Raw genomic sequence first — 13971 nt, forward strand, 5'->3', positions numbered from 1 at the left:
GGAGATATGAAAATGAATGATGTTCAAATTTTAGCGCGAACAATTTATGGAGAAGCTCGCGGTGAATATTATCGTGTTGATGGGGGCTTGGCTTCCTTAATTGCTGTTGGTAATGTGGTTAACAATCGTTATAAACAGCAAAGCTGGTATGGTAAAACCATTGCTGAAGTCTGTCAGAAACCGTATCAATTCTCCTGTTGGAATCCCAATGATCCTAACCAAAAGCTAATTACCACAACCATCATGGACCCTTTGTTCGATATATGTCTGGATGTTGCTGATCGTATCATTAAAGACGAATGGCCTGACTTGACAAGGGGATGTGATCATTATCATGCTGCCAGTATGGCGACCTTTCCGACCTGGTCTTTATCCTCAAAACCTCAATTAAAAATAGGTCAACATATATTCTATAATTTATCGAGGAGGCACAAATAATGGCTGTTTCGCCTATCTCTGCTGCTGTTAGTCTGGCACAATTTATTCCATCTATTGCGCGCTGGCTCGCTGGCGAGAAAGCTGAAGAAGTCGCAGAAAATGTGCTGGATATTGCTAAGCGTATTACAGGTATTGAGGATTCCACGGACATAATTCAGCTGCTGCGGGAGCAACCTGAAGTTGTGATTGAGTTTCAAAAGGCAATCTTGAATCTTGAGGCCGAGATGGAATTATCCACTATGCGCGACCGTCAAGATGCGCGTTTAAGGGATATGGCTTTTATTAAAGCCGGAAAAAGCAATCTTAGAGCTGATATAATGGTAATAAGTGCAGCGGGGGGATTAATTAGTTGTTTGGTTTCCTTAGCTTATTACTCTGATTTTCTGCCAGGCGAAGCTGTCGGCATTATTTCCACAGTTGCAGGAATTTTTGGCTCCTGCTTAAAGGATGCATATGCTTTTGAATTTGGCTCTTCCCGAGAAAGTAAGATGAAGGATACAACGATGGCGGCTCTGTTTGAAAGAGAATTATAAACCTAACTTGCCCTAATTTATGAGGAAGATTATCAAAGATTCTTGCAACCTCAAGGATGCTTTTCTAAAAATATTAATAGCAAAGGACCCAAGAAGATGGAATATTATGAGCGCGTATACTTAATGGCGTTATCCATGTCAAAAATCTTGAGTAGAAGGCGAATGGCAAGACCGCGCTCGCCCCGCAGATCAGGGTTAGTTTTTAGAACACTTTTAGCCTCTGTGTTAGCTAATGCTAGCAATGAACCCATTTGGGCAGGATATGAAATAAAATCAGCTAAGCGAAAGCCAGGCAGACCACTTTGCCGCGTGCCCAAGATATCGCCGCCACCGCGCAAACGTAAGTCAGCTTCCGCAATTTCAAAGCCATCCTCAGTTTGACGCATGGTGGCCAACCTTTCTTTCCCCACTTGGCTGATTTCATGACCATAAAGTAGCACACAAGTTGCCGCTTTTTCGCCCCGCCCAATTCGTCCCCGCAGCTGGTGAAGTTGCGCTAAGCCAAACCGTTCTGCATGTTCAATAATCATAATGGTCGCCGCGGGGACATTTACCCCCACTTCAATTACGGTGGTTGCAATCAACACATCCACATCACCATTAATAAATTTCTCCATAACTGTGTCTTTTTCCAAGGCTTTCATTTTGCCGTGGACCAATCCAACTTTATCTCCCAGAATCTCTTTAAGCTGCTCATAGCGATCAACAGCAGCGGAGATATTAATCTTCTCTGATTCCTCCACGAGAGGGCAAACCCAGAAAACTTTTGCTTGGTTTTCCAGAGCCCGTTTAACACCATCAATAACGTCGTGCAGACGGTTGAGTGGTAAAACTTTTGTTGTAATCGGTTGGCGCCCCGCTGGTTTCTCTTTAATAATAGAGACATCCATGTCACCAAAATTTGCTAGCTGCAGCGTTCGTGGAATGGGGGTTGCTGTCATGGCTAGAATGTCTGGATTATGACCTTTAAGTGCAAGTGCCAGGCGCTGTTCCACCCCAAAGCGGTGTTGTTCATCAATGACGGCTAATCCTAAATTTTTGAAATTGACATCTTCTACAATTAGCGCATGGGTGCCGACCAAAAGGTTAATAGTGCCTTCTGCTAATTCTTGCAGTATTTTTTCACGTCGCTTTCCTTTCTCCCGGCCTGTTAAAATATCGGCTTTGATACCGATCTTTTCCGCAAGCTGGACAATAGTTTCGGAGTGTTGACGCGCTAGGATATCAGTCGGCGCGAGTATGGCTGCTTGATAGCCCGATTCAATGGCCCGAAGCATGCTGATTAAAGCAACTAAGGTTTTTCCACTTCCCACATCCCCTTGGATTAAGCGGGTCATCGGTGTCGGACGCGCCATATCTTCAAAGATTTCTCGCAAGACATTTTTCTGAGATTCCGTAGGCTCATAGGGCAGCTGTGCTAAGAGCTGGCGGATAAGGGCACCGGTCCCAGTCAGTGAATGGCCTGGTGTTTCCACTTGTTGAGCAAGACGAGAAAAGTGAAGGGCGAGTTGGTGGGCAAAAAGTTCATCAAAGATAATTCGTTCATGGGCTGGTGTTAATTGGAGATCCTCTAGCGTTTGCGGATAGTGCGCCTGCCGGATAGCTTGGCTAAAGCTCATCAGCTTTAAACTGTCTACTACATTGGGTTCATGCCACTCAGGAAAATCAATCAAACGACTTAAGGCGGCATCAATGACGCGGTGGACACACTTATTAGTTACACCTGTGGTTAACGGATATACGGTTTCTTTAGTAGGGAAGGTTTGATCCGGTAGGGCGGGATAAATTTTTTCCGGATGAGTAATGCTCCAGCGGCTAAGATTTTTATCAGCTCGCCCGATTATTATACGCTTAGTCTTTTCAGGAAGAATCTTATGGAAATAGGGCACATTACCATGAAAGAAAACCACATCAAAATAAGTGTGTCCATCATAGCAGCTGACTTTATGAGGGGCGCCGCGTCGCTGAGCAGAGCGATGGCTCATAATTTCAGCCCGCACAATAATTGTTTCACCAACGCTTGCCTCTTGGATGGTGGTGACATATTTGTAAGCTATCAAATTACTCGGAAAATGCAGAAGGGCATCAATCGCTCGATTACCGAGCAGCTTTTTAAACAAAGCCTCCCGACGCCCCGCCACGCCCGGCAGGGTGCTTAGCGGCGCAAATAGAGGCGTTAATTGTGTTAAATAATTCTGCTCCATTCAATACCATATCTTGCCAACGTCTCAGTAAAGTGAGCGGGAGGAGGCGCCTGAAAGGTGAGTTTATTGCCGTCTCTATCTCTAATGGTGATGGATCGGGCATGCAAATGCAAGGTACGGTGAATGTCCGTAACCTCTTTGCCACCATATTTCCCGTCCCCTAAAATAGGGGCATCTAGATGGACGCAATGGACACGCAACTGATGGGTGCGGCCTGTTTGAGGTTTGAGCTCTACCCATGCCATATAAGGTAAACGTGGTTTTTCTAATCTTTTTAAGGTTTGGTAGACCGTGATCGCTGGTTTACCCGTTTCAAAATCGACAACAACTTTTTCTTTGTCGCCGACGCCGGCTTTAATCAGCGGCGCCTTTAATATCCCACTGCCGGGACGAGGCTGGCCTAGAGTAACTGCCCAGTAAATCTTTTCAACTTTGCCGTCCTTAAATTGTTGGGTTAAATGGGTGGCCATATCTGACTTTTTAGCAATAACTAACAGGCCACTTGTATCCCGGTCAATTCGGTGGGTTAAGCGATAGCGACAATTATTAAGCTCCCCTAAGCCGGCCAGGTAGCGGTCAACATGGCGGAAAGTTTTGGTGCCTCCTTGCACAGCAAGGCCGCTGGGTTTATTGATTATAAGTAAATCTTCATCTTCCCAGATAATTAAAGACTTAAAGAATTCAATCTCTTCCGGGGAAAGAGAAGGAGCTTCTTTCATAGTGAGTTGAGGCAAAACATTCTTATACTTTTCGAGATCAGTCCAAATGCTGACCACATCCCCGACCGCAATGCGATGGCCGGCAGTAACTTTAGTATCATTTAAGCGAATTTTTCCTGTGCGCAATAGCCTTTCAAGAACACTTTGCCTTAAATCAGGAACTTGTTTTTTTAGCCATCGGTCAAGACGCATGCCTTCAGAATCTTCGACCAGATGTATCGTTGGTTGAGCCATTATGTAATTTCTTTCTTTTATCGTCTCTTATTATTAACATTTTTGCTTGAAATGGGCTATAAAAAACTTGGAAATATCAAGCTTGCCCATAATTTTAAAGAATAAAAGCAGCGGTTGGGCGGTGCAAAATATTAGAGGTTTCCTGTCATGCGATTAAGGCAATCGATGAGATTAATATCAACTTTTCCAAATTCTTTATCCGTGGGTCGAACAAGGTGGTAGCTGTCTTGCATAAAATGCATGCGAAAAGCATTAATACTATGGCGATCTAAATCAGTCCATTCCAGGCTCTGGCAGACATTATAGCCAATTTTTTGCAGTTGTCGGCGCACATAATCTTGGCTGTTTTCAGGCTCTAAACGCTCTAGCTTCGTAGCCAGGCTAGGCCATATCCCTAATTGGTGCTCCTCATAAAGCCATTTCCAGGGGAAAAGGGGGCCGGGGTCAGTTTTAATATAACTGGGATGCCAGGGGGCAATATCAGAGTGGCCAATAAGGTTGGCGGGTTGGATATGATGGCGCTGGCTGATATCTTTTATAAGCTCAGCGCCTGTCGCCATCTGTTCGATTGTGAACGGGGTAAAATGGAACCAATCCTCGCCTCCCAAGCCATAACCGGGGGTATGGAATTCAATGCCTATGCTACAAGAATTTAAGCTTTGCTCACAGCCTGGACGGGCGTTGAATGTTCCCCATTTGCTGGTTCCAGCGTGCCAGGCTCTGTCTTTCTCGTCAACACACTTTATGACGGGCACTTGGTGGGGATATCTAGGAGTACAGCGTAAATTAAATTTTTCCGCGAAAGCTGTCAAGAAAGCCTCTGCAGTCATCTGCGGGATAAGGTAATGAGGACTAACGCCTAAGCCGCCTTTATCACCATTCTTGAAAGTAAACCCTCGCAGTGTGGTCTCGAGATCAAGGCCGACCGCATGAATAATGATCAATTCGATTTCTGTGCCCGCACGGCTGTTAAAATTTTCTGAGGGAATTTCTATAATATCATAAGGCATTAATAAAGATCAGTTTTATAAAAGGGGCTAAAGCAAATATAAAACATTTTTCTCGCCGATGCATCTTCAGCGTATTATCCAATAATCTTAGCGCACTTCTTTATTAGCCGCGTGATTGAAAAAATACTTATTTTACCGTTCTTTTTGAGATGTAGGCTTGTAACTTTTCAGGAGCAAGGCTTCCAAATTCACGAAGCTATGGGGGGTAAGCTCGCGCCCCCTCATCATTCAGATAAATACGACATGGTTATTTAAGTGCGGGCTTATTCTTTTCAGACTAATCTTATTCACGGGAGAAATTGAGATGCGAGAAAAATTTTACTTTTTGATGCTTTTTGTGGCTCATAATTTGCAGACTATGGATTTTCAAGCGAGTGAAAACATTCCTTTAAACTTAACTAATGAAGTAGCTACGTGTAATCTGACTGATCTTCAGAAAGCTCTGACAAATTTTAAAGAAATTGACAGTGAACGCTATGCTGTCTTCAGCGTAATTTTAGAGCCTATCATTCAGCACAGCTTTGATGCACTGATGAAAGAAAGTGATTACAATTTATTGATTAATAATCTTCACCAAGCTGAAGCCACTTTACCTGAGGGAAGGTCGCAGCTTATCATTAAAGCTGTCAATCATTCTGAAGCGGGCCGTTGTATTAGAAGGATTTCCTGGGATTCTTTGAACCATATATCCGTTTCAACAAATTTTAATAAATATATTATACAGCCAGCGTGCCCGTCAGACAGTGCTATAAAGGCGAAATTAATTGTTGAACGTCTAAGCCAATAAAATAGGCAAATATTGCAAATGTTAATCGAAGCCGTTAAATTAAATGAAATTACAATCCCATAATATCTGCAAGGTAAGCCTATGTTCCAATCCCTTTCAAAACGATTGACCGGTGTTCTCGACAAATTGCGAGGGCGCGGGGCCTTAACTGAAGCGGACGTAACGGCAGCCTTGCGCGAGGTGCGTATTGCCCTTTTAGAAGCTGATGTCGCCTTGCCTGTGGTTAAGCAATTTATTGAAGGGGTGCGGGAAAAAGCTATTGGTCAAGATGTAATCAAGAGTGTGACTCCCGGTCAAATGGTTGTGAAGATTGTTAATGATCATTTGATCGAGATGCTGGGTGCTAAAGCGGAAGACATCAATTTAGCGGTTAGCCCGCCTGCCGTGATCTTAATGGTCGGTTTGCAAGGATCAGGGAAAACAACTTCTACCGGTAAGCTGGCTAAATATTTAAAAGAGAAGCTAAATAAAAAAGTGCTGATGGCTTCACTAGATATCTATCGCCCCGCAGCACAGCTGCAGCTTGAAACTTTAGGCAACCAACTATCAGTCCAGACTTTGCCAATTGTTGCAGAGGAAAAACCTTTAGCAATTACTCGGCGCGCCTTAAAAAGTGCTAAAGAGCAAGGAGTTGATGTCCTTATTCTTGATACAGCTGGGCGGTTGCATATTGATCAAGAATTAATGGACGAAGTGGTTGCGATTCGTCAAGCCTCAGCGCCCATCGAAACATTTTTGGTGGCCGATGCCATGACCGGCCAAGATGCTGTAACGATCGCTAAAGAATTTAACGAGAAAGTCGGCATCACCGGAATCATTTTGACCCGCTTGGATGGGGATGCGCGTGGTGGGGCGGCTTTATCGATGCGATCCGTGACCGGCTGCCCCATCAAATTTATGGGGATGGGGGAAAAACTTGACCAGCTTGAGCCTTTTCATCCCGAACGCATTGCAAGCCGCATCCTGGATATGGGGGATATTGTTAGCCTGGTGGAACGCGCTTCTGAGATTGTCGATCAAGAAGAAGCCGAGCGCCTGGCTAAGAAAATGCAAAAAGGCGCCTTTGATCTTAATGACATGGAAAAACAGCTTGAAAGCATGATCAAGATGGGCGGCTTTGGCGGGATCATGAGCATGTTGCCGGGCGTGGGAAAGATTAAAGATAAAATGGATGAAATGGGTGTAGATGATACCATCTTGAAACGGCAAATTGCGATTATTCGCTCCATGACAAAAAAAGAGCGACGGGATCCTAAGGTCTTAAATGGCTCGCGTCGCAAACGCATTGCCGCCGGCTCAGGCACCCAAGTCCAAGATGTTAACCGCTTGCTCAAACAGTTTGAACAGATGCAATCGATGATGAAGCGGTTAGGAAAGTTAGGAAAATCTGGCTTAATGCGTGGGGGGCTAAAGGGGTTGTTTGGTCGTTAATCAGCTTATATATGGCGATTTCAACAAGTTTTCTATTGCAGTAAAGCTGAGAATAATGTAAATCTAATGTCAATTATGTGATTTATTTATAGAGATTAATAATGGCTTTAAAAATTCGTTTAGCTCGTGGTGGCTCAAAAAAGCGTCCTTTCTACAGAATCGTTGTTGCTGAAGCGACCGCACCCCGCGATGGTAAGTTTATTGAGAAAATTGGCACCTACAATCCATTGTTGGAACAAGGAAGTGCAGACCGCGTTGTCATCAACCATGAACGCGCTCAACATTGGCTTTCAGTTGGCGCCCAAGCGACCGACCGCGTTAATTTGTTCCTCGCTAAAGCTGGTCTTGTAAAAGCTGAAGAGAGAGCCGCTCAGACTAAAAAGTCTCAGCCACGTGCCAAAGCTCAACAACGCTTAAAAGAGCAAGCCGAGGCTGCTGAAGCTGCTCGTTTGGCTGCAGAAGAAGCAAAAGCTGCTGCAGCAGAATAAAATCCTTGCTTTTCAATAAGTAGCTGAACCCCGATTCATCGGGGTTTTTCAGTATATTATTGACTTTCTAGACTATTAGTGGGAAATTGCTGCTTATTAAGCCTGGCCCATTATAGAAGGTAAAAGCTAAAGGTCAGCTCGCCCTTTAAAATGTGTCTTTTTTAGAAGGACATATTTAAGCTATGGTTAAGAAAGCGACATAAAAGGAAACGCGTGTAAGAAAGTAATCCTATATGATTGGCCGGGCTCTTAAGGGGAGCAGTTCTAAATCAATCTTAATATTAATTCCGTCTACCAGGAATAGTAACCTATGTCTAAATCTCATCGAATAACTGATCCGACATTAATCAATCCTATTTGCATGGCGGAGATCACTTCACCGCATGGGATTCGCGGCGCTGTTAAAGTTAAAACATTCACAGAGTACTCTGAAGATCTCTTTGAGTATTCAACCCTCAGAGATCATACTGGCCGCCCTTATAATTTAAGCCTTTTTGCTCCTAAGCATAACGACCTCTTAGTGGTGACTATTGATGGTGTAAATAGCCGTGATGATGCTGAAGCATTGCGTGGCGTTAAGTTGTATGTGGACCGTTCTGAGCTACCCGACCTTAATGAAGACGAGTTTTACTATGAGGATCTCGTGGGCTTGGATGTGGTTGATCAAGGCGGAGAAGAGGTAGGTACCGTGCTCGCTGTACAAAATTATGGTGCCGGCGACTTCTTTGATATCAAAACTTCCGAGAGTGAAATTTATACTTTGCCCTTTACTCAAGAAGCAGTGCCTCAAGTGGATATAAAAGCAGGCAAGATCATTATTGATAGCGCCTGCTTGCTAGGACGGGGTAAGTGAGAAGATTGAGCGTAGAGCTAATGCAGTCTATAAAAGTCCGAGCCGAAGTCAATCGGAGGAAATATTCATAGAGCGGATTAAAGTATGGCAAAAGAGCTTAGGCTTTTTCCAAACACTAGGCATCACATACGCTATATATAGCTCTCTCTTTAAGTAACAGAGATAATCCTTATACAGAACATTTGCAAAATTCAAATAACTCGAGCTTAGTCAGGCACTTTCTGCAGAATCGACTAGCTATGGTTGATGCTCCGGTTTGTACTACTATTTATATTAGTAGTAAAGAAGCTGATCTCATCACTTAAATCTTTGATCTCTTTTGCGAGCTCATTGGCTGAATTCACCGCTGTTTTAACTGAAGTATAAGTTTCTTCAGCAATCTCTTTCACATCCTCTATATTCCCGCTAACACTTTGGGTGCTAATTGCAGCCTCATTCATATTATTGCTAATTTGTTGGGTCGAGGAATGTTGACTTTCAACGGCAGAAGAGACAGCAGTAGAGATCTCACTAATACGATTAATCGTTCCACTAATCGTCTCAATAGCAGTTACAGTCCCTTGAATAAAAGATTGAATATTCTGAACTTGGTTAACAATCTTATCAGTGGCCATTACTGTTTCTCTTGCAAGATTCTTAACTTCTGAGGCTACGACAGCGAACCCCTTACCAGCGGCTTGCCCTGAGCGAGCAGCTTCAATAGTAGCATTGAGAGCAAGTAAGTTTGTTTGGCCTGCAATATCACTTATGAGTTTTATAATGTTATTAATCTCTAAGGAGGCTTCTTTTAAATTATTTATTGTTTGCGTTGCACTTTCTGCTTCATGCGAAGCCTCGTCTGCAACAATTTTTGCTTCCTCAACTTGCGATCTAATCTTGTTGATAGATTCATGAAGCTCTGAGGTAGTGGTGGCAACATAACTAACATTTGCTCGTACGCTTTCTACCTCCTTAACAACTGCAGAGTTTTTTGCTAAAGAAGTCTCTGACATAGTTGTTAACGAGGCACAATGGCGTTGAACGCTCGCTGAAGCCTCTTGAACATTATTAACAACAGTTTTAATGTTTTTTCGAAATTCTTCTGAAGCTTGGATTAAGAAATTATTTTTACTTTGGGCTGTTCTAATTGTTTCATTTATTAATCTGCCCCCTTTTTTAAATTGTCCTATAAGTCCTGTTAAGATAATTTGACGGTAATATTGACCATTTTCTATAGCCTCCATTGATGCGCACGATTCGCGAAGGAAAGCATCGAGCACATCAATAATGTCATTGCATAGCCAAGAAAGGTTACCCAGATTCCCTTTCTCTTCTATTTTAACAATCCGCTCCTCAAGATCACCTTGTTTCCATTTTTCTAACAGGGGAATTATTTTATTTATATGCTTCTCTGCTTTATAGAGTAAGACTACCACCAGCCCTGCCATACTCATAGTAAAGAGACAGGTAAATGATAGATTGCGTGGATTGAAAAGCAAATAATATATTATATTGCCAAGCTGTATAAGCAGAAGCGCAACGCTTATCCATAGTGCTTTAGATAGAGAGGATAAATTCATCATAGCTTTTTCCTTCCTTTGAAAGGATGTCCATAAGAAGTCTTGTAGAGCAATCAATGCTTTCTTTGCGATTGGAATGCTTGCGCTCTTCAATCAGCAATTGCTCATATATCTGTTTGATAACCGCTATAGCTTCCTTTTTAGGTTTTCTACGATTTGAATGGTAGCCAATAATTTGGCCATTTCCATTGAAAGTAGGAGTTATATGGGCAAACACCCAATAATATTGTCCTCCTTTACATAGATTCCTAACATACGCAAAGATCTCTTTACCGCTGGAAATCCTATCCCACATCATTTTATAGATACAGCGAGGCATATGCGGATGCCTTATTATATTATGGGGACGGCCAAGAAGCTCTTTCTCATTATACCCCGAAATTTTAATAAATACTTGATTGCAGTATTGAATACGCCCAGCTGTATCAGTGCGGCTTACTATAAGCTCGTTTTCACTGAAAGTGAGTTCTGTATCTAAGGCAATAATTTTTGACATAACTCCGCCTCCACACTGAGCTAATTATTCATTCCTAGCAATCAATCTACTTCCCCACCCTATCTATAAAAGGGGGTGGTTTATTCTTTCCAGTTTCTCCTTAGGCCTGTAGGTCCGCCGTAAAATTGGTTAATTTTTTATTCTTATATAAGCTCCTGAAAAATAAAGATAAATATGCTATCTTTCCAGTTAGTGTTAATATTTTGAATTGTGCCTTAAAAGTATTAATAAGTGGTTATTAATATTGAATTTATTTCTACCTAAGCGACTGAGGCTCACTTAATAATTCTCTTTTAAATCTTACTACCCGCCAGTTTTTAAAAAAGCGTATAAAAAGGGGGTATTGAATGAAGGATGAAAAGCATTGAAAGATAAAAGTAGTTAGCGCAAGTTTTAGAATATTTCTTTTACAAGGTCTGCTAAAATAAAAGCCCTAAACACCTTTATGCAGAAAGTATCTCTCTATCTTCCCAAGTATCCGGTAAGAAAAAAGCGGCCATCGCAATGACTTTAGGAGTCCTGAGCGCCGCCAACTGTTAACATTGCAGCCTGGCAAGATACATTGAAAATGCCAGCCAAAGATTTGCCGTTCATCGTGGGGAACCTTTTCCAAGCGTCAGATATTGGGAGCAACATGTGGGGACTGTTACCGTAGGGAAGGTGAATATAGAAGCTATACAGCACACTATCGAATAATAGGGAGAACATCACAAAAAGACGGCTTAGAATCTTAAAGTTCTAGCGTTTACGTTTGCATCAGCTCTGTTAGCGTTTGCCAGACTACCGGCATAAGCAAGTAGGAGCCGATACAAGTTTTTATAGGATCAGAATAAGTTGATATAAAGGCACAGAATAAGGAGCAATTGAGCTCCTTTTCTTGTTATGTTTTTCCTGTCTTTTATTAGAAAGGATTTTATTCAGTAGCAATTATATAAAGGTGGGGTTTTCTTTCTTCCATCTCTTTAGTTCGGTCTGTAAGGCTTATAATTGTGCTATCATCCAGGTCTTCGCTCGACATACGCACAGCCAGACATCTTAAAGTCGTGTTTTCCCCTACAGTTTGCTCTAAAGTTTCTACCCATTCATCTTCATCGTCTTCTTCCATATTAAATCTACGTAACAATTCAATATATTCAAGAGATTTATTAGTTTTGAGGACTAGCTCTAAGACGTCCATAATCGGAGTATCATTTTCGAAGGGACCTACAATTAAAGACTCAAGGGTATGATTGGTGGTTAAAGAAGTTAAGAAAATTGCTATATCTGTTTCAAGCAAAGAGTTATGTGCCAAGTTTAAAACTTTAAGTGTCGTATTATGTGTTAAGGCACAGGCCATAGCTTGGACTGCTTTAAGCTTAGCCGCTTCATTCTCATTCTCTTCCATTGTGCAGCTGAGATCTAGCCACTGCAAAGCTCGGTTCTTCCTTAAAGCTTTAGCTAAAAATCTTATTCCTTTTGACCCCAGTGGGCTGGTAAACAGCTCAAGTTTCCTGAGTACTGTATTGCTTGCTAATGCCTCTGCTAACAGCTTGGCTGTTTCTTGACTAAACCTATTTTGACCCGCCTTTAGAGAAGTAATTGTCCTATTTGTTTTTACCAGGGTTGCAATCTCTGTGCCAATTGCATCGCCATAGTGTCCATCGGTTAAATCCAACTTTTGAAAGTTAGGAGCAGCAGAAATAATCTTAAGCAAAGCTTGTACTGAGTCAACGCTGACGTCTTTATGAATGCGTAAGTCGGTCAGCAGCCATGGAAATAAAATTTTAGCTACCATATGGTTACTGGTGAAGTCTAATTTAACCATCATACCATTTGTCGGTATTAAAGCCGCAATTCCAGATGTTGTCCCATGTTTATCGTCACTATAATCAAGCTTAAGATATTTTAAAGACTTAGCTTGTGTTAATGCTTGGCTTAAGATAGAGATCTGCGAACTGCTAAATTCCATTCCTAAAAGGTTAACAGAAACCAGTCCCGTATTTAGCTGAAATAATCTGCTTAAAATTCGAATATTTTCCTCATTCCTTTCCAGGTTAGTATATCTAAGGTCCAGACTCGTAAGATTTGGGTGCTTTCCTAAGGTTTCTACTAAGGAAATTAGCGTTTGGGGGGGGAGTGAGCCAAGGGGCCATTTTTTTAAAGATAGAGTTCTAAGATGGCTTGTATCATTAATGAATTTTATAACTTTCTCAATATAGAGAGGAAGTTTGCTTTCATTTATCGTTCTGGCCTGCTCATCTTCACATATTATAGAGTAATTGGTATAAAATGGCCAAGAGGTGAAACGGTCAAGGTTCCATGGACAGCACGCAGTTGGATGGGTCGCTAAAGAGCTTAGCATCTGAGATTGAGCAGAGGTTGGAAAGAGGCTTGAGGAATTGCCCAAGCTATTCCATAGTTGGCTGAGGTCGTTGGAGTTCCATCCATACAAGGCAAATATTAGGGGTTTTTCATTATAGTCTGCTGTATAGTATCTTTCGTAATGAAAGCGAAGATTAAGATTAGGGTAATTTTCTAGAAGAGATTTAGCCGTTTCAATTTTATCCTGTTCTTGATTCCATTCTGTAGGGGCTGCCACTGTTATAGTGTCTATTGGCGGCGTGAGGTCTTTTAAAACATTCAAGAATTTTTCATCAGGTAAGAAATCAATTGCCAAATGTGAGAGCTTATAAGGGTTGACTAAGCGTCCATCAGCGTGGCGATGCAAGAATTTCTTCAAATCTTTGCGCGTCTTAATGAGCGTCTGAGTAGATTTACTCAGAAGTTCAGTAGCTACTTGACACCAGGCAGAAGAGACAAGACGAGCGTTCTCTTTGAGATCACTTTTTGGAAGCAGCTTTAAAATTTGGAAAAGAAGTTCATTAGGAAGATCATATGATAAGCTTAAAAGAGTTTTTTGGCCAGCATTGTCTAGGCTAACGATGGTTTTTGAGGTTTCTCTGGCTTGCTGTTCTTGCTCTTGACCAAGTAGGAAAACGTCCATTTCCTCCAAGGATAATCTCCTACGCGCTCTTTTTGGAGATCTTTCCTCCTCATTAAGTTGTAAATTAGTTTCTTGTCCTGCCGATTGCAAGCTCTCATAATTACGTTTAAAAGAGTCCTTTTCCATTGCAGTGGCTAAAGAGGCTAAGCTGCACCATCCAAAAATCTGTAATAATCTTTTTATAGAATACTTTTTCATTTTTGCCTTTATAGATTTATTTATTTTAAATTCATATA

13 protein-coding genes are annotated in these 13971 nt (G+C 41.9%); 6 read left to right on the top strand and 7 right to left on the bottom strand.

Translation table 11 applies throughout. The features are described from left to right. Positions 1 to 12 precede the first annotated feature (12 nt). On the top strand, positions 13 to 438 hold the full coding sequence (locus HMO_RS13310) for a cell wall hydrolase (RefSeq protein WP_010297196.1): 426 nt from the start codon (positions 13 to 15) through the stop codon (positions 436 to 438). Further along, on the top strand, positions 438 to 971 hold the full coding sequence (locus HMO_RS15325; protein ID WP_010297199.1) for a hypothetical protein: 534 nt from the start codon (positions 438 to 440) through the stop codon (positions 969 to 971). Before HMO_RS13310 ends, HMO_RS15325 begins: the two co-directional genes overlap by 1 nt. Before the next feature lie 104 nt (positions 972 to 1075). On the opposite strand, the gene recG is transcribed toward HMO_RS15325, so the two are convergent. The 3 genes from recG to HMO_RS15330 all read right to left on the bottom strand — a co-directional run bounded on the left by recG (position 1076) and on the right by HMO_RS15330 (position 5138). Continuing rightward, the gene (gene recG / locus HMO_RS0100500; RefSeq protein ID WP_010297202.1) at positions 1076 to 3175 is read right to left on the bottom strand and encodes an ATP-dependent DNA helicase RecG; all 2100 of its coding nucleotides are present in this window, start codon (positions 3173 to 3175) and stop codon (positions 1076 to 1078) included. Then, positions 3157 to 4128 (bottom strand): RluA family pseudouridine synthase, encoded by a 972-nt coding sequence (locus HMO_RS13320; RefSeq protein ID WP_010297205.1) that lies wholly within the window; start codon positions 4126 to 4128, stop codon positions 3157 to 3159. Before HMO_RS13320 ends, recG begins: the two co-directional genes overlap by 19 nt. A gap of 131 nt (positions 4129 to 4259) precedes the next feature. Continuing rightward, on the bottom strand, positions 4260 to 5138 hold the full coding sequence (locus tag HMO_RS15330) for an N-acetylmuramoyl-L-alanine amidase (RefSeq protein ID WP_010297208.1): 879 nt from the start codon (positions 5136 to 5138) through the stop codon (positions 4260 to 4262). A gap of 304 nt (positions 5139 to 5442) precedes the next feature. On the opposite strand from HMO_RS15330, the gene HMO_RS0100515 reads away from it, so the two are divergent. From HMO_RS0100515 to rimM, 4 genes are all read left to right on the top strand, one after another. Beyond that, positions 5443 to 5925, top strand: a complete 483-nt coding sequence (locus HMO_RS0100515) for a hypothetical protein (RefSeq protein ID WP_010297211.1) — start codon at positions 5443 to 5445, stop codon at positions 5923 to 5925. An 81-nt stretch (positions 5926 to 6006) separates the two neighbouring features. Beyond that, on the top strand, positions 6007 to 7356 hold the full coding sequence (ffh, locus tag HMO_RS0100520) for a signal recognition particle protein (RefSeq protein ID WP_010297215.1): 1350 nt from the start codon (positions 6007 to 6009) through the stop codon (positions 7354 to 7356). Between the two features lie 101 nt (positions 7357 to 7457). Then, on the top strand, positions 7458 to 7844 hold the full coding sequence (gene rpsP / locus HMO_RS0100525; RefSeq protein WP_010297219.1) for a 30S ribosomal protein S16: 387 nt from the start codon (positions 7458 to 7460) through the stop codon (positions 7842 to 7844). 310 nt (positions 7845 to 8154) lie between these two features. Beyond that, positions 8155 to 8697: a ribosome maturation factor RimM gene (gene rimM, locus HMO_RS0100530; RefSeq protein ID WP_010297222.1), complete on the top strand. Its 543-nt coding sequence runs from the start codon at positions 8155 to 8157 to the stop codon at positions 8695 to 8697. Between the two features lie 233 nt (positions 8698 to 8930). Here the strand turns inward: rimM and HMO_RS0100535 are convergent, their stop codons facing one another. From HMO_RS0100535 to HMO_RS0100550, 4 genes are all read right to left on the bottom strand, one after another. Next, entirely contained in the window at positions 8931 to 10259 is a 1329-nt protein-coding gene (locus HMO_RS0100535; protein WP_029448053.1) for a methyl-accepting chemotaxis protein, read from the bottom strand. Then, positions 10234 to 10752, bottom strand: coding sequence for a PAS domain-containing protein (locus HMO_RS0100540; protein ID WP_010297229.1), 519 nt, complete (start codon positions 10750 to 10752; stop codon positions 10234 to 10236). The genes HMO_RS0100535 and HMO_RS0100540 overlap by 26 nt, the downstream gene beginning before the upstream one ends. A gap of 510 nt (positions 10753 to 11262) precedes the next feature. Then, the gene (locus HMO_RS16915; RefSeq protein ID WP_175282075.1) at positions 11263 to 11460 is read right to left on the bottom strand and encodes a hypothetical protein; all 198 of its coding nucleotides are present in this window, start codon (positions 11458 to 11460) and stop codon (positions 11263 to 11265) included. A gap of 205 nt (positions 11461 to 11665) precedes the next feature. Continuing rightward, positions 11666 to 13933, bottom strand: coding sequence for an F-box/LRR-repeat protein (locus HMO_RS0100550; protein WP_010297232.1), 2268 nt, complete (start codon positions 13931 to 13933; stop codon positions 11666 to 11668). Positions 13934 to 13971: the final 38 nt, after the last annotated feature.

Origin of the sequence: Candidatus Odyssella thessalonicensis L13 (assembly GCF_000190415.1) — a bacterium.
Classification (GTDB): Bacteria; Pseudomonadota; Alphaproteobacteria; order Paracaedibacterales; family Paracaedibacteraceae; genus Paracaedibacter; species Paracaedibacter thessalonicensis.